A 24,990-nucleotide genomic window follows, 5' to 3' on the forward strand; every position below is an offset into this window, starting at 1 on the left:
AACCCTAATCAAGCGCGTCCGCGCTCGCTAACGTTTCTGCGCGGCGCCCGGGTCCGAGCGTGGACCCGCCGCGCCCGTCCCGCCACCGCCAAAGCCGAAAATCGCCCGCACCCGCTCGCCACCCGCGAACGCCAGCGACAGCAGCAACAGAAAGCCCCACGCGCAATCGCCGAAGAACTGCGAGACGCCCATCAGATTGAACAGGCTCGATAGAAACTGCAGCACGGTCGCGGCAAAAAACACGCAGATGATGCGGCCATGACCGCCGGCGGGATTCACGCCGCCCATCACCGCGATCAGAATGGCAATCAGCAAATAGGAGTTACCGTAGTCCCATTTCGCGCTGGACGTATGCGTCGCGCTGATCAATCCGGCCAGCGACGCGAGCACGCCGCACATGGCATACGTGGTGATCAGCATGCGCGCACGCGGAATGCCGGCGTAGAACGCGGCTTTGGGATTGGTACCCATCAGATAAAGACGCAAGCCGAACGGGCTGCGCCTGAGCAACCAGCCGAGCACGATCACCGCGGCGATAAAGATGCAAAACGCGATCGGCACCTGAAACACCGTGCCGTTGCCGATGTTCGACAAGGGGTCCACATAGTCCACGTGCACCGAGGCGCCGTTGCTGAGCACCACGGCAAAACCCGTGAATAGTAGTTGCGTGCCGAGCGTGCAGAGAATCGGCGTGAGCCTGAGCCGCGCGATCACCACCCCGTTCAGCAGTCCACCGAGCAAACCCATCACTACCACGATCACGCAGAACAGCGACGTGTAGAGCGCGGGCGAATCGTCGCCATTGACGAAATGCGGCACGATCAGCGCCGCGACCATGCCGGACAGGTTCGCCAGACCGACGCCGGAGAGATCGATACCGCCGTTGCCCGACACCATGGAGAGCATGATGCCGAGCGCCAGCAGGCCGAGTTCGGGGAGTTGCCCGCCCATCGACTGCAGGTTGTCGATATCGACGAACTGGCCATGCGAGAGCCACGTCGCGACCAGCACGACGAGCACGTTGACGATCAGCAGGAAATTCAGTTGCCGGTCGCCGAACAGTTTTGCTGCGGTGAACGAGGACTTCATGGTGACGACACTCTCCTCATGCTTCACTAACTTCACGGCCGTAAAAAGCGAAAGTTCCGTCCGCTCAGGAAGCCTGCGATACGCTGGCCGACGGGTTCAATACGCGATTCACTTCATCCAGCGTCGGCATGGACGGCGCCGTACCCGGACGCGTGACGGAAATGCCGGCCAACGCGCAACCGAAACGCAGTGCCGCGACAGGATCGTCGCCACGCGCGAGCGCCGCGGCAAAACCGCCGGTGAAGCCGTCGCCGGCGCCTGCGGTTTCCACCACGTGGCCGCAGTGATAAGCCGGCACGAAAACGGATTGCGTCGCCGAATGCAGCAGCGCCCCCGCCTCGCCGAGCGTCACGATCACCGTGCCGACGCCTTTGGCGAGCAGAACGTCGGCGGCACGGCGAGCGTCGTCGGCGTTCGCGATCGGCACGCCGGTTAGCGCGGTGGCTTCGGTTTCGTTCGGGGTGATGTAGTCGCACAACGGGAAGATGTCGTCGTCGAGCGGCAACGCGGGGGCGGGATTGAACACGGTAACGACGCCGTGGCGCCGTGCCACTTCAAGCCCGCGACGCGCGGCCGGCAGCGGCTGCTCGAGTTGCGTGACGAAGACACGCGCGCCGGCGATATCGGCTTCGATCGCGTCGACGTCGGCCGCATTCATCGTGCCGGCCGCGCCGGCCGCGACGATGATCGCATTCATGCCGGTCGTGTCGTCGACGAAGATATGCGCCGCGCCGGTCGACACACCGTCGACCACCGACGCGCGCGCCGTGATGCCTTCTCTCGCCCACGTCGCGCGGGCAATTTCACCGAACGCATCGTTGCCCAGGCGCGTGCAGAACACCACGTCGGCGCCGGCTCGCGCGGCGGCTACCGCCTGATTCGAACCCTTGCCGCCCGGCCCCATCGCGAACGCGGAGCCCGCGATCGTTTCGCCGATCAACGGCATACGCTCGGCGCGAAACGTGAGGTCGGTCACGTAAATACCCAGAATCACGACGCGGCCGCGCCGTTCGATCGAATTGTCGTGGCTCATGTGCGTGCCCCTTGCACGGTTCGGCTCGGGGACACGAATGCGGACACCTGACGCGCGCACGGCACGTCGGCATCGAGTAGCGGTTCCAGATTCTTCAGCACGTTGTCTCCTCCATTTTCTGGTTGGCGTGCAGGTCGTTCAGAGGCGTGATGGACGCTGTTTAATGAAGCCGTCCGTCAATCGCCATAAGGTATCCAGATGTTCTTCACCTGCACGGCCTGACGCAGAAACGGCCGGCCTTCGCTCGAACGGTCGTGCCAGTCGAACTGGCGGCCATGATCGACGAAAGTCCGTTTCAGATTGCCGACCGATTCGCGCTCGACCAGCGTCGAGTCCTCCGCGCTGCCGAAGCACCAGAGCGCATCGACGTCGTCATGGCGGGCAAGCGCCGGCAGTAGCGCGGCACGCTCGCCCGTCACGATGTTCAGCACACCGCCGGGGACATCCGACGTCTCGGCCACCTGATAGAAGTCGGTCACCGTCAGCGGACAGATTGCGCTCGGCAACGCCACCACGCGATTGCCCATTGCCAGCGCGGGCGCCATCAACGAAACGAAACCGAGCAACGGCGCTTCGTCCGGACACGCAATGCCGATCACGCCGAGCGGTTCATGCATGGCTAGTGCGACGCCGCGCAATGGCGGCGTATGCACGGCGCCGTCGAACTTGTCGGCCCACGCCGCGTAAGTGAAGAGGCGCGTCACCGACGCGTCGACTTCCGCACGCGCCGCGTTTTCCGTCGCGCCGTTACGCACCATGAGCTGCCGCACGAACTCGTCCGCGCGAACCGCGAGGTTCTCGGCCAGATAGAACAGCACCTGAGCGCGGTTATGCGCGCTTGCCTGCGACCATTTCTGCGCGGCCCGTGCTGCTTCGACCGCGTTGCGAATGTCTTTGCGATTGCCCTCGCCCACTTCGCCGACCGCCGTTCCGTCCGGCGCGTGGACCGGCAGCGAATAGCCGCTATCTGGACGCACCTGCTTGCCGCCTATAAAGAGCTTCGCGGTACGGTCGATCAGCGCGACGTTCGAAGCCGGCTCGAAACGGCCGGCACCGGCCTCGCGAACCAGCGGTTGACGCTTGCCAAGGTTGAGCCAGGCACGCGGTTTCAGATATTCGTACAAGCCCTCACGGCCGCCTTCACGTCCATAACCCGACTCGCGGTAACCGCCGAAGCCGACCGCCGCGTCGAACAGGTTCGTCGCGTTGATCCACACCACCCCGCACGCGAGGCGCGGCGCAACATCCAGCGCACGTCCGATCGTTTCGCTCCACACGCTCGCGGCCAGGCCGTAGCGTGAATTGTTGGCGAGCGCAACGGCTTCGTCGGGCGTGCGAAAACTCATGGTCACCAGCACCGGCCCGAAGATCTCTTCCTGCGCGAGCGTCGAAGCCGGCGCTACGCCAGTGACCAGCGTCGGCGGATAGAAGCAGCCGTTTGCGGGCAGCTTCGTATCGGCCGCTTGCCAGATCGCACAGCCTTCGCGCCGCCCGGCTTCCACCAGCGACTGAATCCGTTCGAGCTGCACCGGATCGACGATCGCGCCGATATCGATGCTCTTGTCGAGCGACGTGCCGACGCGCAACGTCTCCATGCGCCGTTTCAACTTCGCGATGAAGCGCGCTTCGATCCCCTCCTGCACGAGCAGCCGCGAGCCCGCACAACACACCTGGCCCTGGTTGAACCAGATCGCGTCGACGACACCTTCCACGGCGCCGTCCAGATCGGCGTCGTCGAATACGATGAAGGGCGACTTGCCGCCCAGTTCCAGCGTCAACGATTTGCCCGTGCCCGCGGTGGCCGAACGAATCAGGCGGCCCACTTCCGTCGACCCGGTGAACGCAATCTTGTCGACCTGCGGATGCTCGACCAGCGCCGCGCCGGTGCTGCCATCGCCCGTTACCACGTTCAGCACGCCCGCAGGCAAACCCGCCTGATGCGCGAGTTCGGCGAATAGCAGCGCTGTCAGCGGCGTGTATTCAGCGGGCTTCAACACGACGCAGTTGCCTGTTGCAATCGCCGGCGCGATTTTCCACGCGAGCATCAGCAACGGAAAATTCCACGGCACGATCTGCCCTATTACGCCAAGCGGCGCGTAATCGGCGAACTCGCTGTCCTGCAGTTGCGCCCAGCCCGCGTGATGCAGGAAGTGCCGCGCGACCAGCGGCACGTCGATATCGCGCGTTTCGCGGATCGGCTTGCCGTTGTCGAGCGCTTCGAGCACCGCGAACAACCGGCTATGACGTTGCACCATGCGCGACAGCGCATATAGATGCCGTGCGCGCCCCGCGCCGCCCAACGCCAGCCAGCCCGGCTGCGCGGCGCGCGCGGCGGCGACTGCCGCGTCGATGTCGGCGGCGTCGCCCTGTGCGACCTGGGCAAGCATTTCGCCGCTGGCGGGCGCGTGCGAAACAAAACGTTCGCCGGCTGCGGGCGCATGCCACGCACCGTTGATGAAGTGCCCGAAGCCCGCCTCATGGCGTGCGAGCCAGGCACGCGCGGCCTGATCGTCCTCGGGTGCGGGACCGTACTCCATCGATGAAAAATACTCGGCTACGCTCATGAGATCGGTCTTCTATTCAGGCTACGGGGTGACGGTTGAAAGCGGAATAACGGCCGCTCACGTGATGTTCGAGCTGGCGTTCGATATCGGCGAGCAAGCTCGATGCGCCGATACGGAACAGCTCCGGTTCGAGCCAGGCGCGGCCCAGCTCTTCCTTCATCAGGATCTGATACGAAAGTACGGTCTTCGCGTTCGACACGCCGCCCGCCGGTTTGAAACCGATCGGCACGCCGGTGCGCTCCTGGTATTCGCGGATCATCCGCACCATGACGAGCGACACGTCGAGCGTGGCGTTGACGCCTTCCTTACCCGTCGACGTCTTGATGAAATCGGCGCCGGCCATCATGCAGACCATCGACGCGCGCGCCACGTTGGAGAGCGTCTTGATGTCGCCGGTCGCGAGAATCGTCTTCAGATGCGCGGGACCGCAAGCGGCGCGGAAGTCGCGCACTTCGTCGTACAGCGCCTGCCAGTTGCCGGTGAGCACGTATTCGCGTGTCACCACGATGTCGATTTCCATCGCGCCGTCCGCCACCGACGCCTCGATCTCCTTCAGCTTCAGCGGATGAGGAATCAGGCCCGCGGGAAAACCGGTCGACACCGCCGCGACTGGAATGCCGCTGCCTTGCAACGCATCCACGGCGGCCGCGACGAAGCGGTGATAGACGCAGACCGCGCCCGTCGTGATGCCCTGCGGGGCGATGCCGAGCGCTTCCAGCAGATCGGCGCGCACCGGCTGACGCGCTTTCGCGCAGAGGCGCCGCACGCGGCCCTCGGTGTCGTCGCCATTGAGCGTGGTCAGATCGATGCAGGTCACGGCCTTTAACAACCACGCCGCCTGGGCGTCTTTCTTGACCGTGCGGCGCGTGGCCAGCGTCGCCGTGCGCCGCTCGACCGCGGACTGGTTGACCCGCAAACCGTCCAGCCACGACGCGTCGAACGGCATGCCGGGATTGCGCACGGGATGAACCAGCGGGCCGCCGCGCAGCGCAACGACCGATGAAGACAACGAAGGAGCTTCAGGCATAAGACATCCGGAAATTTGGCGCAGCGCACAACGGCCGCTGACAATTTGTTCGCACTTATGCTACAACGATTGATAGAATCATCACAAGCTTTACGAACAAATCTTCACACGATCGGGTCAGAAGGCCTATTTTCCTGCGACGAATGTTATTGACGCACCAAAATCATGGTGCGAGCATCACAACTCGGAGTTTTCCGAGCGCACGACACAAAGAAAAGAAAATCGTCGACATTGACGAAGGAGACATGCCAGATGAGTGAACCGGTTGCGGTCGCGACCGCGTCATCGCCTCAGGTTCCATTGATCCGTGTAGCAGGCGTCACCAAACGATTTGGCGGCGTGCAAGCGCTGCGCGGCGTCAACCTCGACGTGCTGCCCGGCGAGGTCCATGCGTTGCTCGGCGAGAACGGCGCGGGCAAATCCACGCTGATCAAGATCCTCAGCGGCGTGCACGCTTATGACGAAGGCGTCATTGAAATCGATGGGCAGAAGGTGGCGTTCGACTCGCCGGCGCGATCGCGCGAGGCGGGGGTTGCCGTGGTCTATCAGGACCTGAGTCTGGTCGAATCGTTATCGGTGGGCGCCAATCTGATGCTGGGGCGCGAGCCTCGCACGCGACTCGGCTTTGTGAAGAACCGCCAGCTCATGGCGGAGGTCGGCGAATTTCTTCGCTCGCACGGCATTCCGCTCGATCCCAAGACGCCGGTCGGCGCATTGCCGTTCGCGTACCGCCAGATGACCGAAATCTGCAAGGCGTTGATGGGTCATGTGCGGGTGCTGATTCTCGATGAACCGACGTCCGCGCTGACGGGTGGCGAAGAACAGATCCTGTTCGACGCGATTCGCGCGGTGACGGATCGCGGCGTGGGCGTGATCTACGTGACGCATCGGTTGAACGAGGTGTTCCGGATTTCCCAGCGCGTCACGGTCTTTCGCGATGGCGCGAATGCCGGCATGTTCTCAACCGCGCAGACCGATATGAAGCAACTGGTCGCGGCGATCGTCGGTCCGAAGCATGCCGCGTTGCAGGCAAAGGCGGGGGTTGCTGGCAATGGGGGTTCTATTGCCACGCCTGCTGCGACTGCTACCGCTACCGCCGCTGCGGTGCTCAAGCTTTCCAATGTGCGCAACGACCGGCTTCGCGGCGTCGACCTCGTGGTTGAACGCGGCGAGATTCATGGGCTCGCGGGCTTGATCGGCAGTGGCCGTACCGAGATCCTGCAGACCATCTTTGGACTGAGAAGCGTGGAGACAGGGACGGTCGAAATAGACGGTCTTGCACGTTCCCGCCTCTCACCCGCCGACGCGATTCAGCTCGGCGTGGCGCTAGTGCCGGAAGATCGTCACCTCGAAGGGCTCGTGCTGGAACATTCGATCGAACGCAACCTGACCTTGCCGCGACTGCCGCAATTTTCCCGCTGGGGATGGTTGCGCAGTCAAGCAGCGGAGCAGCAGGCGAAACGCTCGATGAATGAACTCGCCGTCAAGGCGCCAGGCGCGTCGACGCCGGTCAAGTTTCTGTCCGGCGGCAATCAGCAGAAAGTGGTTTTTGCCAAATGGAATCATCCGCGCCCGAAGTTGCTGCTGCTCGACGAGCCGACTGTCGGCGTCGACGTCGGCGCGCGCGAGGAAATCTATGGCGTGGTGCACGACGCAGCGCAGGCAGGTACCGGTGTGCTCGTGGTGTCGTCCGATCTCGATGAGTTATTGCGCCTGTGCGACCGGATTTCGATTGTCGCGGACGGCAGTATCGTCAAGACCCTTGCACGCGCCGAACTCGCCAACGCCGAAGCGTTGCATCACCTGATTCAACTTTCCCGTCCTTCTTTCGAGTCCCACGCAGGGACTTCCGCCGGAGCGCACGCAACATGAATGAATCTGTCTCGCCGCTGACGGCCGAACGGCAAACCGCATTGCCGCAGAAAAGCCGCGCGCGGCGCATCGCGCAACTTCTCCTGCAAGGCGATCGGCCCTACGCGTTGTATGGCGCGTTCGCCATTCTGCTGGTGGTCTTCAGTTTCGCGTCGCCGTGGTTTCTCTCCGTCGACAACTTCCTCAATATCGGCCGGCAGACCGCGCTCGTGTCGATCATCGCGATCGGCATGACGTTTGTGATCATTGCGCGGCAGATCGATTTGTCGGTGGGTTCCACGCTCGCTTTGTCGGGCATGTCCGCCGCATTGGCCATGGCCTATGTGGGCGACAACTGGATGATTGGCGCGATCGCGGGCATTGGCACCGGCGCGCTTGTCGGCGCGTTGAACGGCGTGCTGACCACGCGGCTGAACATCCCCTCGTTTCTGGTGACGCTCGGCACCTTGAGCGCCGCACGCGGTCTCGCGCTGATGGTGACGACGACGCATCCGGTGATCATCAGCAACGACTCGTTTATCGCGATCTTCGGCGAAGGCGATATTGCCGGCGTGCCGGTGCCGATCATCTGGACCGTGCTGGCGGTGATCGCCGGCATTCTGCTGCTGCACTACAGCGTATTCGGGCGGCAGATCTATGCCGCCGGCGGCAATCCGACAGCCGCGCTTTACTCCGGCATCAACACGCGCCGCGTGACCACGCTGGCGTTCATTCTCACCGGCATGCTGGCCGGGCTGGCCGCGCTGGTGCTGTCCGCGCGCTCGCATGCGGCGCGGCCCGACGTGGTGCAAGGACTCGAACTCGACGTGATCGCCTCCGTGACGCTCGGCGGTTGCAGCCTGTTCGGCGGCCGCGGCTTCGTGCTCGGCACGCTGCTGGGGAGTCTCATCATCGGGACGCTGAATAACGGGCTGGTGCTGCTCGGTGTCAGTTCGTCGCTGCAACTGGTGATCAAGGGGGCGATTATCGTCGCGGCGGTGGCATTTACCAGGAAGTGACGAGGGCACGTCGATCACAGGTGCCCGCGTGTTGTTCGTGAATGGCAGGAGACAGGTGAAGCCGTAATACAAACGTGAAGACCAACGGAGGAGAATCATGAAGCAACATCGTCGTGGCTCAAACAGGGTATTAGGTGGTGTCCTTGCAGCGGCCACCGTTGCAACGCTGGTTTCGTCGGGTGCGTACGCTCAATGCGTGACCAGCCTGCCGGTCGGTTCGATCGGTCCGAAGACGATTGTCGGCCAGGGGCCGAATGGCGAGAAAGCGGCCTCGGTGGAGGCCGTGCAACTGAACGCCGCCGACGTCGCCAAGATCAAAGCGGGAAAATTCAAGGTCGGCATTTCGATGCAGACCATGAACCTCGACTGGTCGCAATTGCAGGTGCAAGGGATTACCGACACGCTGAAGAAATACGGCGTCGAAGTGATCGGCACGGCATCCGCCGAATACCAGGTCGACAAGCAGATCGCCGATATCGAGAACACGATTCAGCGCCATCCGGACGGGATCATTTCCATTCCGGTCGACGGCACCGCGACGGCCGCTACCTACAAGAAGGTGTCCGAAGCCGGTATCAAGCTCGTATTCATGGACAATGTGCCGACCGGCTTGAAGCATCCGGAGCAATACGCGTCGATGATTTCAGCGGACAGCGAAGGCAATGGCCAGATCGCGGCGAAGGTGCTGGCCTCGTGCGTGCCGAAAGGATCGACTATCGGCCTCGTCAATTTCGGGGTGGACTACTTCAGCACGAAAGAACGCACCAAGGCCGTCAACGACTGGATGAAGAAAAACCGTCCGGACCTCAAGATCAAGCAGGTCGACTTCACCGATCCGTCGAAGGTCGGTCAGATCGCGGGCGACTTTCTGACGGGAAATCCGGACGTGAAGGGTTTGTTCGCCGTTTGGGATCAGCCCGCGCTCGACACGCTGACCTCGATGCGCGCGCAGGGGGTGAATATTCCCGTGACCACCGTCGATCTGGGTCTGCAATCCGCGATCGAGATTGCCAAGGGCGGACCGCTCAAGGCGACGGGCTCGCAACGTCCTTATGACCAGGGCGTTGCCGAAGCTATGGCGATGATGAAAGCACTGATCGGACAGACGCCGCCTGCGTGGATCGGCGTGCAGTCGTTGCCGGTGGTGCAGTCGAACGTGCTTGAATCTTATAAAACGGTGTTCAAGAAGGATCCGCCGCCGCAGTTGGCGGATGCCTGCAAGAAGGCGAAGCCGGCTTGCGGTTGAGTTGGGTTAATTGGGGGAGGGCTCGTCGTTCACGACGGGTCGGTACCTCAATGCCCGTTGCAATAGACGGCCGTGAGAAGAAACGGAATGACCTCATGAACGGTCGCCTCGCTTCCCGCACGGCGCACGCTCGCTTCGACCGATGCGGCGGGCGCGGTCACCACCACGCCGTAGGTGGAGGGTTTGACGGGTTGACCGCTTCCCCGTTTGAACATCGGCTCGTCCTGCTCGTAGCCGAATACCGCATAGACGTGAAAGCCGAACGCGCTCAATTTGGTGCCACGCGTCGGGCGAAACGAGTTGACCGAGTTGGCCTCGATACGCATGGGTTTCGGCTCGATGGACTGGTTGTCCAGAAGCGCGCCGATGAACTCATGCGGACTCGATGTGCAGTCCATTTGCCGATCGAGTTCGTCGGCGTAGCACGGTAGCGGAGCAAAAGTGACCCCTATCGACGCAATGGCCGCCAGTGTATTGAAAACGGACGATTTCATCGTAATGCCCCGATGGGTCGCTCATGCCTCACTGTGCCATGTTTGGCGCCGATCGTTCGTGCGCTGGCAATCAATGCCGGCGACATGGCGCACTCGGTCGGTGCGTGTTTTAACGCGCGGCGCGAGACCTCGCACGCTTGCCAGACCGTCTCCGTGCCGCCAAAAGAACGTCCGTTTTAAATTTTCGCTGCGAGAGAGTCCAACAAAACCGGCGCCCGAACAGCCGCCGAGCGCGTCAAACCAGCAACGCAGACCGCGCCTTGAGCCAGAGACCGAAGTTCCGCATCACCTCCACGACGGGCCTTAGACGTTCGCCGTCTTCGGTGAGTTGATACTCGACCTTCACCGGCACTTCAGCAAATACCGTACGCAGTACGAGACCGGCTTCTTCAAGCGCGCGCAGATCCAGAGTCAGCATGCGTTGCGAAATGCCCGGCACGTCTCTACGCAAATCGTTGAAGCGTTTCGGTCCGTCCAGAAGATACGAAACCAGCAACAAGCGCCAACGTCCGCCCAGCAGACGCATGGCTTCCTCGACCGAACATCCGGTTGCACTGCTCTTCATTCGCCTGTCCTTGGTAAGTATATTTTTTGTACCTTCACCACACTATTCTGCCTTCTTTCTTTTTTATCCCGCTTGCCGGATATTAGCCGCGTTGCCGCGACAGCGCGCGGAACACGCCACCTATCTGGAAGAGAAAATTCGATGAAGCTCTATCACGCACCCGGCAGTTGCTCGCAAGCGATTCATATCGTCATTCAGGAAACGGGACTCCACGCGGAAATGATCAGGGTCGATGCGCGCAAGCATCTGATCGAGGGCGGCGCCGACTATTACGACGTGAACGAACTGGGCTATGTGCCGCTTCTCCAGCTGGACGACGGCAGCTACCTGCGGGAAGGGCCGGTGATTGCGCAATACCTGGCCGATCAACGCCCGGCATGCGGTTTGGCACCGAGCCACGGCACCATGGAGCGATACCGGCTTCTGGAGTGGCTCAACTTTCTGACGTCGGAAATCCACAAAGGCTTTATTCCGTTGCTCTACGCCGTTGCGGCGGGCAAGTATGTCGAGACCGCGAAACCCAAGCTCGAAAGCCGCTTTGCATGGCTCGACAAACAACTGTCGAACAAGCCGTTTCTGATGGGCGAAGTGTTCACGATCGCCGACGCCTATCTATTCGCGCTGACCGGCTGGGGCAAGGCCGCATGGATGAAATCGGTGTACAACGCGGACATCGATTTCACCCCGCTCGTGCATCTGCAAGCCTGGTACGAGCGCGTGCGGAATCGACCCGCTGTACAGCAGGTTTTACGCGACGAGGGTTTGTCGAACGAGTGACGGAAGGCGTCGCCATCGAAGCGACGCTCCGCATGCGCCCTGTCGCGTTCTTCCTGACGAATTTGCCGATCATCGTGATGCAAGGTCCGCGCCTCGCCCTTCGACAACTAGCCATCCACTGGCTCGAAACATAGATCGAGGTCGATGAGTCAGTTGTGAACCGCCGCGCCTTCAAGGCTGGCGAGCACCTGACTCCCGTCGTTGCGTGCAGCGTCTTCACGCGGAAAAGTACGCTCACTGAACGCGATCACTTTAAATCCGCTTCCCAGACCTCGCGGAATCGTGATGCCCCAATGCCAGCCACCAGCTTGTTCGAAGACATGCAGTACAGGGACGGTCGGAGTGGGTGAAGACTGAAGCGTCGTCATGGCGCATTCTCCCGTCGTTGCAAAACTGCGAGCGCACCAACGCGGACGCTCCTCGTTGAGTCTATAGGTTGTTTGCTGCATTGCAATAAAAAACTGTGGTAAAAATGTCAAATCTTGGGGTGTCACAATTTTGAAAAATACTGCCTGCCGATTTGGATGTGCGAGTATGGATTCACAGCTTCAGAACTTAAGATTGTGATCCACGGGGGCTCCATGAGTAGTCATTCACTCATTTGGGCAGCGGTGCCGCACAACAGCGACGGCGTCGTCTTCCAGGTTCGTGTTGTCCACGGACTGCAACGTTTCTACGTATCGCGCCGCGTGCTCGAGCATGTGTTCGATCTCGAGCCGAAAGCCACGGACGCAAGACAACTCGAACTCTTCTACACATTCTTGAAGCGCATTCTGGCGCGAGCCGGCATCAAACGTTCAGTTGCCGGTTCGGACACGGTGGCGCTGCAGGCAACGGATTTCATCGTGCCGGGCAGAAGCGATAGCCACTCGACGCAGCGATCGATCCCGCGAACCACGATTTAAGCACCGCCACGGCAAGCGTCGAACGTTCAGCTTACGCGTGAACGTGCGCCGCGTGTGCTACATGTGTAGCGTGTACCGCCTGGCTGGTGGTCGGCCAACTCGTATGACGCGCCGCCCCTTCCCTTTCGCGTTGGAGTAAGGGCGCATAACCGTGCAAATCGCGCGGGGCGATATCGAACGCGCGACGAAACGCGCGATTGAAACTCGATGCGCTGTTGAAGCCGAGTCCCGCCGCGATGTCCTGCACTTCGAGATGGGGAAAGCGCACCAGTTCATCGGCCGCCATTCGCAGCCTGCGATTGGCGATATAAGTGGCCAGTCCGCCTTCATGCTCGAACAGGCGGTACACGCTGGCACGCGACACATGCAGCGACGCCAATACGCGCTCCGCTGACAAATCCGGGTCGTGCAGATGCGCCTCGACATAGCGCCGCACCTGTCCGTACACTGCGGCGCGCACCGCCGCGCGCGCGTTGCCGGATAGACCCGCCTGGCGGCTAAATGCTGCGGCCAGCAATTCGACCGCCGTGAGAAAGGAACGTCGCGCGTCTTCTTTGCTCAGGCCGACGATCTGCTGATTGAGCGCAATCAGATGCGCTATCAGCGTACGGGTGAGCGGTGTTGTCGCCTGGATCCGGCGACCATGCAGCGACGCGGCGTCGGGGAAGGCGCTTTCGATCAGCGCGCGCGGCACGAAGAACAATAATATGCGGCCATGAAAGCTCCGCACGGCGCACGGCTGATCCATATCCAGCGCGAGAATGGTCGGCACGGAAGCGATGGGCGGTGCGTCGCGCCCTTGCCTGTTGCTCACGAATTCACCGGGCCTGCCTTCCAGAAATACGCTAAATGAAACGTCGCGGATATTCTCCGTCGACACGCGTCCCAGGGAGCGCACGGCCAGATTCGGGCCGGTGCGGAAGTGGAAAAAACTGAGGTCGTCGATCGAGTAGCGGGACATCGCCGCGTCGAACGTTTCGTCGGCGTGCTTCGAGGCGGGCTGAATATCGTACACCGGGCTCATGCGTTCCTGCCACGCGAGGAAGCTATGACGGGCGTCGCCCTGCACGCTGAAATTGCTGTGCACGATTCCCGGCGCAAGCTGGGGCGGCTCGGCCGCTAACAGGAGGTGGCTCAATGGCATACAGGCGGGCGACGAATCGCGGGCTCGTTGGTGCGCACTGCTGGTTGGATCCAGTTGCGTTCCACCTGAGCGGGCGCGTTTGCCTGCCGGGTCGGAAGGCCACCTCCGCGCACTTGGGAGATGGCCAGAAAGCATAGCGTGTCCGGGCTACCGACGCTATCGGGCGATGCGAGCCATGCGACGCGCGGAATCAGGGCATCGCCTCGCATGACGTTATTTGACCGCCGCCGCGCATAATTTTCACGCACGATGCTGCTAGACTGCCGCGGCGTTTCGGTGACGAAGATATGCGTATTCAGCGAGCCGGCCGGCAGACAATTCCTTTCGCATGGATTGTTCTGCTGGACGGGCTGCCTGATCAAATCAAAACACTGAGGGAGCTTCCGCCATGTCGTCTTTAAACTATCACGAAGGCCGCAGTATCCGACGACGCATCCCGTCGTCGGCCAGTCTTTGTTTCGTGCTTGCCTTGCTCTCCACAAGTGCATTCGCCGACGACGCGCAGCAATGCGCCGCTAATGCGGGAACGCTGCTTGTCGGTCAGGTTGTATCGGCGCCCACCTTCAAACACGGCATGTTCCGCAAAGGCGTCGAGCTGTCCCACACGCATTTAACGCTGAAAGGCGACGCGGACGGCGCGGATTACGACGTCGCCATCGACAACGTCTTCGCCTCGGGTTATCAGCAGGATGCAGCCGTGGTGCCGCCGCCATTGAACACCATTGCGGTGGGCGACCGACTCGAACTATGCGGCCTTCCTTTTCAGGGAGGGATTCATTGGGTCCACACCAATTGCGGCGACACGCCCACCTCGCAAGATCCGAATGGCTGGTTGAAAGAGATCGCCGCGGACGGCACCGTGGGTCCCAGTTTCGAAGACAGTCAGCAATACTGTTATCTGTGGCCGCATAACTAGAACGCGGCCACAGGGGCGGCAGGTCAGAGAGAGCGCTCGATGGCCTGCCGCAGCAACGCCAGCCCCAGGTCGATCTCTTCTTCATGAACAGTCAACGGCGGCGCGATTCGAAACACGCCGCCCATCCCCGGCAATTGCACGATGTTCATGCTGAGGCCCAGGTTCATACACTCGCGGGTGATCTTCGCGCCGAGTCCATCCGCCGGCTCCTTCGTGCGACGGTCCTTGACGATTTCCATTCCCAGTAGCAATCCTCGACCGCGAATGTCGCCGATGCACTCGAAGCTTTCCATCAGATCCAGCAAGCCGCGTTTGAGTCGCTCACCCATCACGTTTGCACGTTCCACCAACCCATCGCGCTCGACGACATCCAGCACCCGCAAACCGACAGCTGCGGGCAGCGGATCGGACACATGCGTCGTATAGAACAGGTACCCCAGTTCGTGAGCGCGCTCTTCGATCTGCGCGGAGGTCACGACGGCCGCGAGCGGCAGACCGGCGCCCAACGTCTTGGATAGCGTGAGAATGTCGGGCGTGACGCCGTCGCGCTGACAGGCGAACATCGTGCCCGTACGCCCCACTCCCGTTTGCGCTTCGTCGAGGATCAGCAGCATGCCGCGCTCCTCGCACTTGCGTTTCAACGCGGCCATGTAGCCTTCCGGCAATTCGATGATCCCGCCGGAGCTAAGAATCGGCTCCGCAATAAAGGCCGCGAGATTGCCGCTGGATTGACGATCGATAAGATCGAACGCGTAGTCCAATTCCGCGAGGTAATCGTATTCACCATGTCGCTCGAAACGCGGCCGGTACGGAAACGGCGCGGGAATCGCGTAAGAGCCGACCGCTGCGGGACCGACGCCCTTACGACCCGCGCTGTAGGTTGCGGACGCGGCGTTCCCCGTCATGCCGTGCCACGATTGCGCGAAGCCGACAATTTCATATTTGCCGGTCACCAGTTTCGCCATGCGAATGGCGGCCTCGTTCGACTCCGCGCCGGTGCTGAGCAACAGTGCACGGTCGAGTCCGGCGGGCGTGATGTCGGCGAGACGCGTGGCCAGATCGACCACTGGGCGAGACAGCATGCCGCTGAACAGGTGGTCGAGCTTGCCGGCATATTCGTTGATGACCGACACGATATCCGGATGACTGTGCCCAAGCACCGCGCTCATTTGCCCCGAGGTGAAGTCGAGAATCGCGCGGCCGTCGGCGTCATAAACAAAGCTGCCCTGAGCGCGCTCGATGATCAACGGCTCGAAGGTGCCGCCGTAGCGGATCAGGTGCTGCCTGGCGTTGCGCCAGAACGTTGCGTCGTCGTTGCGGGACACGGTGCTTCTCCTTGCGCGTTAGCGGGAATAGCTTGCAGTCTAGAGGGCTCTCTGGTTTCATAGAAACGAATAGTTCTAATGGAAGCTAGAAGCGAGTCTAATATCTTGAGTCTTTCACTTGAAATCGATTTGCTGCGCTCGTTTGTGGTGATTGCCGAAGTGCGGGCGCTGAGTCGTGCGGCCAACCGGATCGGCCGGACCCAGTCGGCACTGAGTCAGCAGATGAAGCGCCTCGAAGAAATCGTCGATCAGCCGCTGTTCCAGCGCACGGGTCGCGGGGTCGTGCTGACGAATCCAGGTGAACGGTTGCTGGCCCACGCTCAGCGCATTCTGCGGCTGCACGATGAGGCCATGGCGGATCTTTCTGGAAAGGGCTTGTCTGGGACGATCCGGTTTGGGTGTCCGGACGACTATGCGGCCGTTTTTTTGCCGCCATTGTTGCGGCAGTTTTCCAGTCAGCATCCGCAGGCGTTGGTGGAAGTTATTTGCGCGCCGACGCCACGCTTGCTCGAACAACTGGAGATGCATGCGCTGGATCTGGCGATGATCTCACTACCGGACGACACGACCAATGCGAACATCATTCGCCGCGAGCCGCTAGTTTGGGTCGGCAGTGCGGGAATGGACTCCGCGCACTTCGATCCGCTGCCATTGGCGCTTTCGGATCCGGATACGCTCGATCACGTGGCGGCATGCGAGGCGCTGCGGCGTGTGGGGCGGCGTTATCGCATTGCCTATGCGAGTAGCAGTCTCGCCGGACTCACGGCTTTGGTACGCTCAGGGCAGGCTTTCGCGGTGATTACGCAGACGGCGGTTGCTTCGGATCTCTGCATCATCAGCGACGATCCGCAGTTGCCTGCTTTGCCGGCTATCGGCATTACGCTGAAGTTCGAGCGGGATCGGCCCTCGCATTTGAGTACCGCGTTTGCGGAGCATATTCGCGCGACGTTGCCGTTGCTTTGAACTGGGCGTTGCGCAAGACAACGACGCTCCTTGAGCGTCAAAGCGCTGCGCGCACCTCGGCCGATTACGGTCTACGTGCTCTGCGCAAACATATTGCCGACCAAGGTCCGCGCCAGCATTTCACCTGCCAAGGCGATGCCTAAAGAAGTCGTCAATTTTTCTTGAGTGTAACGAGTGTTTCATGTAACGTTCGTTTCATGAACAGAAAAGACATGCTTCGCGACAAGGCGCTGGCCTATTTCCTTGAACATGGCATCGCCGATCTTTCGCTACGGCCGTTGGCCGAGCAGATCGGAACCAGCGCACGGCTCCTGATCTTTCATTTTGGTTCCAAAGACGGTCTCATTGCCGAAGTCATGAGCGAAGTGCGGCAGCGTGCGCAACAGTCTTTTAGCGCTTTGATGCGCGACGCAGGCGGGCAAGGCGGCTTGAAGATTTTCTGGCAGTGGTCCACACATCCGGACAACGTCCCTTACGTGCGCCTGCTGTACGAAGTGCAGGTTCTGGCCATGCAGAATCCAGCCGTCTACGCACCTTTCATGGATGACAACAGTTCGAACTGGTTGAGCTTTGTCGAAAGCACGCTACCGCCGTCGCCGCAGCGGCGTGCCACGGCCACGCTGTATGTCGCCGTGATCGATGGCTTGATGCTTGAATTCCTGAGCACCGGCGACCTGAGTCGCACCAGTGCAGCGCTGGAGGTGTTCGGTTCAATGTCAGGCAATGCCCATCGCAAATCAAAACCCTGACTTGCCCAACCCCAACGCTACGAAGAGAGTGATCTCATGAAGAATCTTGCGAGCCCGGATCTGGATACCGCGAATCAGGCGGACGCCCCACGCGCTCTATTGGCATCACAAAGACACACGCTTCATTTCATGGTTGTCTGCCTGTTCCTGACCGCGATCAGCGCTCTTAACGGCATGCACAACTCGACAACCGACTCGCCCTCTACGCCGACGCAGTTGAACCTGTTTTATGCGTTCGTGATTGGCATGGAGTGGCTGTGGGTTCGTTTCGTTTACAAAGGCATGCGCAAGTATCGGCGGTCTATTGTCGAGTTCTTCGGCCGCCATACGTTGACGTTCAAAGAGTTCGGAAAAGACGTCGCGTACGCGACCTTGGTCTTCGCTATCGACTATTTCTGCAATGCGGGCCTAGTCGGCTTGCTGCAACATGGGGCGCAACCCGCCAATGCGGTACTGCCGGCAGTGCCGGTCGGCCTGCTCGCCGTCACGTTGTGGGTATGCCTTTCACTGAGCGCCGGTGTGTGCGAAGAAATCGTGTTTCGCGGATATCTGCAACGTCAACTTACCGCCATCACCGGTAGGCTGGGTATCGCCATCCTGGGCCAGGCGATTCTGTTCGGGATCGGGCACGGATATGAAGGCATCGTTTCGGTTCTCAGCATCGTGCTCAATGGCCTTGTCTTGGGAATACTCGCGGCTTGGCGCGGCAATATCCGCGCGGGGATTCTGATGCATGTAGCGTGGGATATTTTGGCGGGTTTTGGGATCGTGTCGTAACGGCGAGGTGCCCTATCGCTTCACGCGTAAAACACCGCAGCATTCTGGAATTCGTTGACCCGGCCCCAAGGGCCACCCTCATGCTTACCGCAACTGTTCAACAGAATGAGGTGACTGAATGAGCCCTTCCGCCCCGTTTTTGAATGCATCAGAAGCCGCCAGTCAGCTTGGTGTGTCGATCAAGGCGTTGCGGTTATATGAGCAACAAGGATTGGTCACGCCGGGTCGCACGGCAGCCGGATATCGGGTGTACGGTCCCAAACAAATGGATCGAGCGGGCGAAATTGTGGCGCTGCGTGCGCTAGGCCTCAGTCTTGCCCAGGTCGCGCGAGTGCTGGACGGCGATTCTCGAAGTCTGGCGACGGCGTTAGCGACGCATGAAAGCGCACTGAATGAGGAACTTCAGGATCTTGTTCAGAAGCTGGACAGAATCCGGTGCGTCCGCGCCGATCTCGCGCGCGGTCAGATGCCGGTTGATGGGGAACTGACGCGACTCGTCGATCGAGCGAGGATGAGCGTGGAATTCGCGCTTCCGTGGCCTTGGGGCGGCGAACGTTTCGAGCTACGCGACATTCGCCCGCTTAACTACATCATCGGTTCCCTGGGCAGCGGTAAGACCCGGCTGGCGCTTCGTCTCGCGGAAACTTTGCCAGGTGCGGTATTCCTTGGATTGGATCGGCGGCGGAATAACGGCGTCGCGGCGCTCGACCTGCTAAACGGCGATGCTTCTTTAAAGTCGCGCGTCGATCAGGCCATGGACTGGCTGATCGATGAGGGCGCAACTGAATCGCGCGCTTTGACAACCTTGCTCGCGGAGCTGGAAGCAGACGGCCCCGCTGCACTGGTCGTCGATATGATCGAACAGGACCTCGACGCGGCCACACAGGAAGCGTTGATCACGTTTCTTCGCCTCCGTGCGAGTGCCGGCATGCGTCCTCTCTTCCTGATGACCCGCTCGTCGGCAATTCTGGATCTGGCAGCGGTCGGGCCGGACGACGCCATCATTCTTTGTCCCGCGAATCACAGTGCGCCGGTTCGCGTGGCACCGTATCCCGGCGCGCCGGGGTATGAGGCGGTTGCGACTTGCCTGGCAACGCCTGAAGTGCGGGCGCGGATTGCGCGGCGGCCTGAAGCAACTGCCGGCGAGGCTACAATCTGCAAACCCCAGGCCCGCGCTCTACGAGACCCATAACCACCGCGTATGTTGAAGATCCTGATCAGCGCCTGCCTCGTCGGCCACCCCGTGCGCTACAACGGCAAGGCCAAACTCTCGCGCGACGCGTGGCTGGCCCGCTGGCGCGACGAGGGCCGCCTCGTCACCGTTTGCCCCGAAGTGGCCGCCGGCTTTCCGACCCCGCGCCCGCCGGCGGAAATTCAACTGCGCCGCACCGGCGTGGATGTGCTGGCAAGTACCGCGACGATCGAGGACAACACCGGCGCCGACGTGACCGCGCTCTTCATTGCGGGCGCTCGCCATGCACTCGACCGTGCGAAAGCTGAAAACTGCCGCTACGCAGTGCTGGCGGACGGTAGCCCCTCGTGTGGCAGCACCTTCATCTACGACGGCGCCTTTAGCGGGGCAACGCATCCTGCAGTCGGCGTGACTGTTGCTTTGCTGCGGGAGCATGGCATCCGCGTGTTCGCCGAGTCGCAAATTGATACGTTGGCAGCGGAGATTGCGGCAGGCGATACGAAATAGATCGCTTGTGACAGGCGGATCTGCAGCATAGTACGAAGACGCGCCCACCCTGCCAGAATGCTTTTTGCCTCAGCCGCAGGGGGTTTAGCTAGAATCGGTTTTCGATCCTTATATTCGTCTATAAACGGAGACAAACGTGCCAGGCTTACTTCCCGATGTCGACCGCGAGGGGCTCCTCGAATATTCAGTCGTGTACACCGACCGATCAATCAATCACATGTCGCAACTCTTTCAAGGAGTCATGCGCGACATTTCCGATTCCCTGAAAAAAGTCTACAACGCGAAGTCGGCCATTGTCGTCCCGGGCAGCGGGACGTTCGGCATGGAAGCCGTTGCCCGGCAGTTCGCGACGAACAAAAAATGTCTGGTCATCCGCAATGGCTGGTTCAGTTTTCGCTGGTCGCAGATTTTCGACATGGGCGGCATTCCGTCCGAGTCGGTCGTGCTGAAAGCGCGTCCGGTCCAACAAGGGAGACAGGCTGCCTACGCACCGCCGCCAATCGAAGACGTGGTCGCGGCCATCCGCGAAAACAAGCCCGATCTGGTGTTTGCGCCGCACGTCGAAACCGCATCCGGGATCATGCTTCCCGATGTCTATTTGCGTGCGGTGGCTGACGCGGTGCATGACGTCGGGGGCATGTTTGTACTCGATTGCATTGCCTCCGGCACGGTCTGGGTCGACATGAAAGCGAGTGGCGTCGACGTACTGATCAGCGCCCCGCAAAAGGGCTGGAGCGCGTCACCGTGCTGCGGGCTGGTCATGCTAAGCCCGCTGGCACGCGAAAAAATCGACGCAACGACCAGCACCAGTTTCGCTTGCGATCTGCGCAAATGGCTGCAGATCATGGAAGCCTACGAAAACGGCGGATTCGCGTATCACGCAACCATGCCCACGGACGGCCTGGCGACGTTGCGTGACGTCATGAAGGAGACCGAGGCATATGGCTTCGACAAAGTGAGAGCGGAGCAACTCGAACTCGGCAAGCGCATTCGCGCACTCCTCGCGGACAACGGTTTCAACAGCGTGGCAGCCGAAGGTTTCGAGGCGCCGGGCGTCGTGGTCAGCTACACGGACGACGACGGAATACGATCCGGCAAGAAGTTCGCCGACGCCGGCTTGCAGATCGCGCCGGGCGTGCCGCTGCAATGCGACGAGCCCGAAGATTTCAAAACCTTCCGCATCGGATTATTCGGCCTGGACAAACTGCATGACGTCGAAGGTGCGGTGGCCAGGTTCGCGAAGGCGCTGCACACCCTTGTTTAAAGCGTCTTTCTGAGAACGTGCGGGTTGCTGAGCGTGACTCCGTTGGTCGATTGACCGACGGAGTCATGAGCCAGCGAACTCGCACTTCTCACGGATCGTCAACGCTACTTCGCAAGGACAATGTGCATGGCTCGCTCCGTCGCGACATGCTCGACGGTCCGATATCCCAGCGCGCGGAGATCCAGACCGCTAAAGAGCGATTCGCCCTGTCCAAGCGCAACCGGCGAAAGGGCGAGATGAATTTCATCCACGTAGCCGGCCTGAACGTATTGCCTCACCGTCTCGACACCGCCGCCAATCTTGACGTCTTTTCCGCCCGCCGCTGCGCGCGCCTTTTCTAGCGCTTCTTCAATGCCGCCGGAAACAAAATGAAATGTCGTTCCGCCTAGCATCTCAATCGACGGCCGTGGATGATGCGTGAGTACGAAGGTCGGCGCGTGGTACGGCGGATTGTCACCCCACCAGCCTTTCCATTGATCGTCCGGCCATTCCCCACGAATCGGACCGAACATATTGCGACCGAGAATAAAGGCACCGAAGCCGTCCATTGCCCGTTGCGCGAATGTGTCATCGAGTCCGGCGTCACCGCCTTCTTTGCCCAGCATCTGAAGAAACGTCCGCGTCGGGAAAAACCATTGAAAGATCTCCTCGCCTCGCTCACCAAGCGGTCGATCCAGGCTTTGAGCGGTTCCCGCACCAAAACCGTCAAGCGAGACACTGAACCCGGCAACTCTTACCTTAGTCATTCACATCTCCGTCGGCGTTTTAAGTAATGAGGCTGTGAAGCCAGATGATAGTTGGCTCTCGTTCATACGACGCGCGATGCGATGGTAAATCGACAATGATTCGAGTCGGTGAAAACCCGGATACGCAATCCGCGCTGTCGTGCATCACCGGCGAAGCGCGTTTATTTAACCCGCGAGTATCCTCGCGAGCAAAGCCAGGGGCAGCGTCGGCAGCGTCACCAGCGCGCCGACCTTCAGAAACGTCATGAAACTCACGTCCTCGCCCTCGCGGCGAAGTGCGTTGAGCCACAGGATGGTGGCGAGCGAACCGGTGATCGACAGATTGGGACCCAGGTCGACTCCGATAAGCAGTGCGTCGGTAACGAGCCTGGAACCATGCGCCTGGATGACGGTTGAACTCGCGATCAAACCGGCCGGCAGGTTGTTCATCAGGTTGCTCGCGATGCCAATGACACCGCCTGCAGACGCTGCGGTCGCCAGTTCGCCGTGTTGCGCCGCGCGTTGCAACAGAGTCGCCAGCGCGGCGATTCCGCCGGTGTGATCCAACATCTCGACCAGTACGAACAACCCTGCCACTAGCGGCAGCACGCTCCACGATATTTCGCGAATCATCGGCAGCGGGGACTTGCGCTCCTGAATCAGCACGACCATGGCGGTCAGCGCACCGAGCATCGCGGTTGGCCACCCGAGCGGAATATCGAACGCGGAGACGGTCAGTAAAACGGCGGCTGTTACCGCAATGCCGGCAAGCCCAACGCGCCCGCTCGCCGACAGCTTCGGCGCTTCCAGATCAGCCTGACATCGGCCCGAAAGCGCTTCTCGTTGAGTCCAGCGTAACAGCGCATAGGTCAGGCCGATCGACAGCAGCGAAGGCACGGCGAAGCGCGTCATCCACGCGCCGAGAGCCGGCGTGCGATTACCGTACAGCACGAGATTGGCCGGGTTCGAGATCGGCAACACGAAACTGGCTGCATTAGCCACGAACGCACAGATGAACAGCAGGGGCAGAGGCGGGGTTTTGGCCTTTTTAGCGGCGGCAAACACGGCAGGCGTCAGCACCACGGCGGTAGCGTCGTTGGAGAGAAACGCGGTGATCACTACCCCGACCAGGTACACCAGCAGGAAGAGCTTGCGCGGCGAGCCTTTGGCATGATTGACCGCTAACACCGCGACCCAGTCGAACAGGCCCTCGCGGCGCGCCACTTCCGAGAGCAGCATCATGCCGATCAGGAAAAGGTAGACATCGCGCCCCTTGCCGATCGCCTGAATCGCAAGATCCACGGGCAACAGATGCAACGACACCAGCAGCCCGGCGCCCGCAACCGCCCAGACTGCCTCTGGCCATTTGAAAGGGCGTGCGATCACGCCGGCGGTGGCCGCCGCCGCGATACCCCACGAAAGAAAGAGTGAATTCACCGATAAGTTTTCCGTTGATCAATCAGCCCTGGCGTCAGAAAGCAGACGACGTGGGGTCCACCGCGTTGCAGTTCGGCTCCGCACGCGCGCTGCACGCGTGTCGGAGCCCTGCACCGCAACCGAGCCACAGCGCCAGCGAGACGGTCGAGATCGCACCGAGAGCGATGAAGGCCGCGGGATAACCGAAGTGATGAGCCAGCAGACCGCCGAGCATCGGGCTCAACGCCGCGCCCGCTGCCTGCACCGTCATCACGACACCTTGTCCCGCGTTGACGCGGCCCGTGCCGCTCAGCAGGCGCACGACCAACGCCGGCACCGCGACGCTTTGCAAGCCGGCGCCGATACCGTCGAGCGCCTGCACAGGCCACACCCCCCAAACATGGATCACCGAGGCGGCGATCAGCCCACGCACCGGCAGCGCCAGGAAGGTGAGCAGAATGACCCACCAGTAGCCGCGCCACCGGATCAGGCGGTTCGCGAGCATCGCCGCGACCACCATCACCGCTTGGGCAATCACGACGGTCTCGGCGGTGAACGCACTCGGGTCGGCCTGATGTGCGGAGACGATCGCGAGCCCGTAGAGCGGCAGCATCGCCGCGTTGCCCAGGTGAAACATCGCGAGTGCGGCGGCGAGTACGAGCAGTGGGCGGCACTGCAGCAGAATCCGAAAGCCACCGACTTCGCCTTCGGTCGAACCCGCTTGCGGTCCGTGCGGCGCCAGTCCTCTGGCCACCTGATGGTCGATGGTGTCGCCGCGAATCATCATGACGGCCGCAATCGACAGCAGGCCGAACACGGCGCTCAATGCGAACACTGCGGCGAAACCGTAGCGCCACCCCAACCAGCCCGATAGCGCCGCGGCCACGACATTGCCCGCGTGATTCGCGACCTGGTTGCGCCCGAACTGCCGGTCAAAGCCGCTTTGCCGGGCGACGCCCAGCGTAATGCCGGCCATTGCCGGTCCGATGGCGGCGCCGGTGATCGCGGTGGCGACCTGCGAAGCCGCGACGGTCCAGTAGTCGCGCGAGACCAGCAACAACCCTGACGCCAGCACCGTCATGACGCCCGCGACCACGATCAAGGCACGCTTGTGACGGGTACCGTCGACCAGTGCGCCGGCCGGAGACGTCGCCAGCATCCCCGCGATGCCGCCGATACTCATCACCGTGCCGATCATGTCCGTGCCCCATCCCCGCGCTTGCAGGAACACGCCGAGAAACGGGCCGATGCCGGCCTGAACGTCGGCCATGAAGAAGTTCAGTGCTTCGAGTGCGCGGCTGGTTTTCACGGTGCCTCACGATCGCGACGGTCGAGCCAGGAGCAGGTCCTTTATGCAACCCCTATGCCACCCGCACATGCCGCATTGCGTGGCGCGGACACACGCTGGTACATCGATGGGTGTCGGCTTACTGGACAGCCGG

General features: G+C 61.4%; 24 protein-coding genes. 12 read left to right on the forward strand and 12 right to left on the reverse strand.

What is annotated here, in order from left to right; genetic code table 11:
* Nucleotides 1–27 precede the first annotated feature (27 nt).
* The 4 genes from BX591_RS31120 to deoC all read right to left on the reverse strand — a co-directional run bounded on the left by BX591_RS31120 (nucleotide 28) and on the right by deoC (nucleotide 5,713).
* Nucleotides 28–1,089 carry an ABC transporter permease gene (locus tag BX591_RS31120; protein ID WP_111935155.1) on the reverse strand — a complete coding sequence of 354 codons (1,062 nt, stop codon included), beginning with the start codon at nucleotides 1,087–1,089 and terminating at the stop codon, nucleotides 28–30.
* A gap of 64 nt (nucleotides 1,090–1,153) precedes the next feature.
* Nucleotides 1,154–2,122, reverse strand: coding sequence for a ribokinase (gene rbsK, locus BX591_RS31125; RefSeq protein WP_111935156.1), 969 nt, complete (start codon nucleotides 2,120–2,122; stop codon nucleotides 1,154–1,156).
* A gap of 176 nt (nucleotides 2,123–2,298) precedes the next feature.
* Complete coding sequence (locus tag BX591_RS31130; RefSeq protein WP_111935157.1) at nucleotides 2,299–4,686, reverse strand: aldehyde dehydrogenase family protein; 2,388 nt, start codon at nucleotides 4,684–4,686, stop codon at nucleotides 2,299–2,301.
* A gap of 16 nt (nucleotides 4,687–4,702) precedes the next feature.
* On the reverse strand, nucleotides 4,703–5,713 hold the full coding sequence (gene deoC, locus BX591_RS31135) for a deoxyribose-phosphate aldolase (protein WP_111935158.1): 1,011 nt from the start codon (nucleotides 5,711–5,713) through the stop codon (nucleotides 4,703–4,705).
* A gap of 252 nt (nucleotides 5,714–5,965) precedes the next feature.
* Here deoC and BX591_RS31140 point away from each other — a divergent pair, with 252 nt between their 5' ends.
* The 3 genes from BX591_RS31140 (at nucleotide 5,966) to BX591_RS31150 (ending at nucleotide 9,829) form a co-directional block, all read left to right on the forward strand.
* Complete coding sequence (locus tag BX591_RS31140) at nucleotides 5,966–7,585, forward strand: sugar ABC transporter ATP-binding protein (RefSeq protein ID WP_111935159.1); 1,620 nt, start codon at nucleotides 5,966–5,968, stop codon at nucleotides 7,583–7,585.
* A complete protein-coding gene (locus tag BX591_RS31145; RefSeq protein ID WP_111935160.1) occupies nucleotides 7,582–8,583 on the forward strand; it encodes an ABC transporter permease in 1,002 nt (333 codons plus the stop codon). Before BX591_RS31140 ends, BX591_RS31145 begins: the two co-directional genes overlap by 4 nt.
* Before the next feature lie 97 nt (nucleotides 8,584–8,680).
* Entirely contained in the window at nucleotides 8,681–9,829 is a 1,149-nt protein-coding gene (locus BX591_RS31150) for a substrate-binding domain-containing protein (RefSeq protein WP_111935161.1), read from the forward strand.
* A 47-nt stretch (nucleotides 9,830–9,876) separates the two neighbouring features.
* Here BX591_RS31150 and BX591_RS31155 read toward each other — a convergent pair whose 3' ends face one another.
* Nucleotides 9,877–10,323, reverse strand: a complete 447-nt coding sequence (locus tag BX591_RS31155) for a hypothetical protein (RefSeq protein ID WP_111935162.1) — start codon at nucleotides 10,321–10,323, stop codon at nucleotides 9,877–9,879.
* 235 nt (nucleotides 10,324–10,558) lie between these two features.
* Nucleotides 10,559–10,888, reverse strand: a complete 330-nt coding sequence (locus BX591_RS31160; protein ID WP_111935163.1) for a winged helix-turn-helix transcriptional regulator — start codon at nucleotides 10,886–10,888, stop codon at nucleotides 10,559–10,561.
* A gap of 141 nt (nucleotides 10,889–11,029) precedes the next feature.
* On the opposite strand from BX591_RS31160, the gene gstA reads away from it, so the two are divergent.
* A complete protein-coding gene (gstA, locus tag BX591_RS31165; protein WP_111935164.1) occupies nucleotides 11,030–11,665 on the forward strand; it encodes a glutathione transferase GstA in 636 nt (211 codons plus the stop codon).
* 149 nt (nucleotides 11,666–11,814) lie between these two features.
* On the opposite strand, the gene BX591_RS31170 is transcribed toward gstA, so the two are convergent.
* Entirely contained in the window at nucleotides 11,815–12,033 is a 219-nt protein-coding gene (locus tag BX591_RS31170) for a hypothetical protein (protein ID WP_111935165.1), read from the reverse strand.
* Nucleotides 12,034–12,246: 213 nt separating this feature from the next.
* On the opposite strand from BX591_RS31170, the gene BX591_RS31175 reads away from it, so the two are divergent.
* Nucleotides 12,247–12,570, forward strand: a complete 324-nt coding sequence (locus BX591_RS31175; RefSeq protein WP_111935166.1) for a hypothetical protein — start codon at nucleotides 12,247–12,249, stop codon at nucleotides 12,568–12,570.
* Nucleotides 12,571–12,601: 31 nt separating this feature from the next.
* On the opposite strand, the gene BX591_RS31180 is transcribed toward BX591_RS31175, so the two are convergent.
* Entirely contained in the window at nucleotides 12,602–13,657 is a 1,056-nt protein-coding gene (locus BX591_RS31180) for a helix-turn-helix domain-containing protein (RefSeq protein ID WP_244147011.1), read from the reverse strand.
* Between the two features lie 445 nt (nucleotides 13,658–14,102).
* Between BX591_RS31180 and BX591_RS31185 the strand changes: the two genes are divergently transcribed.
* Nucleotides 14,103–14,630, forward strand: a complete 528-nt coding sequence (locus tag BX591_RS31185; RefSeq protein ID WP_244147012.1) for a hypothetical protein — start codon at nucleotides 14,103–14,105, stop codon at nucleotides 14,628–14,630.
* Nucleotides 14,631–14,653: 23 nt separating this feature from the next.
* On the opposite strand, the gene BX591_RS31190 is transcribed toward BX591_RS31185, so the two are convergent.
* On the reverse strand, nucleotides 14,654–15,955 hold the full coding sequence (locus BX591_RS31190; protein ID WP_111935168.1) for an aspartate aminotransferase family protein: 1,302 nt from the start codon (nucleotides 15,953–15,955) through the stop codon (nucleotides 14,654–14,656).
* Between the two features lie 78 nt (nucleotides 15,956–16,033).
* Between BX591_RS31190 and BX591_RS31195 the strand changes: the two genes are divergently transcribed.
* The 6 genes from BX591_RS31195 to BX591_RS31220 all read left to right on the forward strand — a co-directional run bounded on the left by BX591_RS31195 (nucleotide 16,034) and on the right by BX591_RS31220 (nucleotide 21,407).
* The gene (locus BX591_RS31195) at nucleotides 16,034–16,918 is read left to right on the forward strand and encodes a LysR family transcriptional regulator (RefSeq protein WP_176343086.1); all 885 of its coding nucleotides are present in this window, start codon (nucleotides 16,034–16,036) and stop codon (nucleotides 16,916–16,918) included.
* A 197-nt stretch (nucleotides 16,919–17,115) separates the two neighbouring features.
* Nucleotides 17,116–17,667 carry a TetR/AcrR family transcriptional regulator gene (locus BX591_RS31200; protein ID WP_111935170.1) on the forward strand — a complete coding sequence of 184 codons (552 nt, stop codon included), beginning with the start codon at nucleotides 17,116–17,118 and terminating at the stop codon, nucleotides 17,665–17,667.
* Between the two features lie 36 nt (nucleotides 17,668–17,703).
* Nucleotides 17,704–18,444, forward strand: coding sequence for a CPBP family intramembrane glutamic endopeptidase (locus tag BX591_RS31205; RefSeq protein ID WP_111935171.1), 741 nt, complete (start codon nucleotides 17,704–17,706; stop codon nucleotides 18,442–18,444).
* 118 nt (nucleotides 18,445–18,562) lie between these two features.
* Nucleotides 18,563–19,636, forward strand: a complete 1,074-nt coding sequence (locus BX591_RS31210) for a MerR family transcriptional regulator (protein WP_111935172.1) — start codon at nucleotides 18,563–18,565, stop codon at nucleotides 19,634–19,636.
* Between the two features lie 9 nt (nucleotides 19,637–19,645).
* Nucleotides 19,646–20,143, forward strand: a complete 498-nt coding sequence (locus BX591_RS31215) for a 2-thiouracil desulfurase family protein (RefSeq protein ID WP_111935173.1) — start codon at nucleotides 19,646–19,648, stop codon at nucleotides 20,141–20,143.
* 136 nt (nucleotides 20,144–20,279) lie between these two features.
* Nucleotides 20,280–21,407, forward strand: a complete 1,128-nt coding sequence (locus BX591_RS31220) for a pyridoxal-phosphate-dependent aminotransferase family protein (protein WP_111935174.1) — start codon at nucleotides 20,280–20,282, stop codon at nucleotides 21,405–21,407.
* Between the two features lie 104 nt (nucleotides 21,408–21,511).
* Here BX591_RS31220 and BX591_RS31225 read toward each other — a convergent pair whose 3' ends face one another.
* The 3 genes from BX591_RS31225 to BX591_RS31235 all read right to left on the reverse strand — a co-directional run bounded on the left by BX591_RS31225 (nucleotide 21,512) and on the right by BX591_RS31235 (nucleotide 24,857).
* Nucleotides 21,512–22,153 (reverse strand): dihydrofolate reductase family protein, encoded by a 642-nt coding sequence (locus tag BX591_RS31225; RefSeq protein ID WP_111935175.1) that lies wholly within the window; start codon nucleotides 22,151–22,153, stop codon nucleotides 21,512–21,514.
* A 165-nt stretch (nucleotides 22,154–22,318) separates the two neighbouring features.
* Nucleotides 22,319–23,569, reverse strand: a complete 1,251-nt coding sequence (locus tag BX591_RS31230) for an arsenic transporter (RefSeq protein WP_111935176.1) — start codon at nucleotides 23,567–23,569, stop codon at nucleotides 22,319–22,321.
* 34 nt (nucleotides 23,570–23,603) lie between these two features.
* The gene (locus BX591_RS31235) at nucleotides 23,604–24,857 is read right to left on the reverse strand and encodes an MFS transporter (protein ID WP_208459627.1); all 1,254 of its coding nucleotides are present in this window, start codon (nucleotides 24,855–24,857) and stop codon (nucleotides 23,604–23,606) included.
* Nucleotides 24,858–24,990: the final 133 nt, after the last annotated feature.

Origin of the sequence: Paraburkholderia bryophila (assembly GCF_003269035.1) — a bacterium.
Taxonomy (GTDB): Bacteria; Pseudomonadota; Gammaproteobacteria; order Burkholderiales; family Burkholderiaceae; genus Paraburkholderia; species Paraburkholderia bryophila.

What these genes read in the sequence shown, in the direction of transcription:
- BX591_RS31120 (WP_111935155.1), bottom strand. Translation starts at nt 1,089, where the DNA reads ATGAAGTCCTCGTTCACCGCAGCAAAACTGTTCGGCGACCGGCAACTG.
- rbsK (WP_111935156.1), bottom strand. Translation starts at nt 2,122, where the DNA reads ATGAGCCACGACAATTCGATCGAACGGCGCGGCCGCGTCGTGATTCTG.
- BX591_RS31130 (WP_111935157.1), bottom strand. Translation starts at nt 4,686, where the DNA reads ATGAGCGTAGCCGAGTATTTTTCATCGATGGAGTACGGTCCCGCACCC.
- deoC (WP_111935158.1), bottom strand. Translation starts at nt 5,713, where the DNA reads ATGCCTGAAGCTCCTTCGTTGTCTTCATCGGTCGTTGCGCTGCGCGGC.
- BX591_RS31140 (WP_111935159.1), top strand. Translation starts at nt 5,966, where the DNA reads ATGAGTGAACCGGTTGCGGTCGCGACCGCGTCATCGCCTCAGGTTCCA.
- BX591_RS31145 (WP_111935160.1), top strand. Translation starts at nt 7,582, where the DNA reads ATGAATGAATCTGTCTCGCCGCTGACGGCCGAACGGCAAACCGCATTG.
- BX591_RS31150 (WP_111935161.1), top strand. Translation starts at nt 8,681, where the DNA reads ATGAAGCAACATCGTCGTGGCTCAAACAGGGTATTAGGTGGTGTCCTT.
- BX591_RS31155 (WP_111935162.1), bottom strand. Translation starts at nt 10,323, where the DNA reads ATGAAATCGTCCGTTTTCAATACACTGGCGGCCATTGCGTCGATAGGG.
- BX591_RS31160 (WP_111935163.1), bottom strand. Translation starts at nt 10,888, where the DNA reads ATGAAGAGCAGTGCAACCGGATGTTCGGTCGAGGAAGCCATGCGTCTG.
- gstA (WP_111935164.1), top strand. Translation starts at nt 11,030, where the DNA reads ATGAAGCTCTATCACGCACCCGGCAGTTGCTCGCAAGCGATTCATATC.
- BX591_RS31170 (WP_111935165.1), bottom strand. Translation starts at nt 12,033, where the DNA reads ATGACGACGCTTCAGTCTTCACCCACTCCGACCGTCCCTGTACTGCAT.
- BX591_RS31175 (WP_111935166.1), top strand. Translation starts at nt 12,247, where the DNA reads ATGAGTAGTCATTCACTCATTTGGGCAGCGGTGCCGCACAACAGCGAC.
- BX591_RS31185 (WP_244147012.1), top strand. Translation starts at nt 14,103, where the DNA reads ATGTCGTCTTTAAACTATCACGAAGGCCGCAGTATCCGACGACGCATC.
- BX591_RS31195 (WP_176343086.1), top strand. Translation starts at nt 16,034, where the DNA reads ATGGAAGCTAGAAGCGAGTCTAATATCTTGAGTCTTTCACTTGAAATC.
- BX591_RS31200 (WP_111935170.1), top strand. Translation starts at nt 17,116, where the DNA reads ATGAACAGAAAAGACATGCTTCGCGACAAGGCGCTGGCCTATTTCCTT.
- BX591_RS31205 (WP_111935171.1), top strand. Translation starts at nt 17,704, where the DNA reads ATGAAGAATCTTGCGAGCCCGGATCTGGATACCGCGAATCAGGCGGAC.
- BX591_RS31210 (WP_111935172.1), top strand. Translation starts at nt 18,563, where the DNA reads ATGAGCCCTTCCGCCCCGTTTTTGAATGCATCAGAAGCCGCCAGTCAG.
- BX591_RS31215 (WP_111935173.1), top strand. Translation starts at nt 19,646, where the DNA reads ATGTTGAAGATCCTGATCAGCGCCTGCCTCGTCGGCCACCCCGTGCGC.
- BX591_RS31225 (WP_111935175.1), bottom strand. Translation starts at nt 22,153, where the DNA reads ATGACTAAGGTAAGAGTTGCCGGGTTCAGTGTCTCGCTTGACGGTTTT.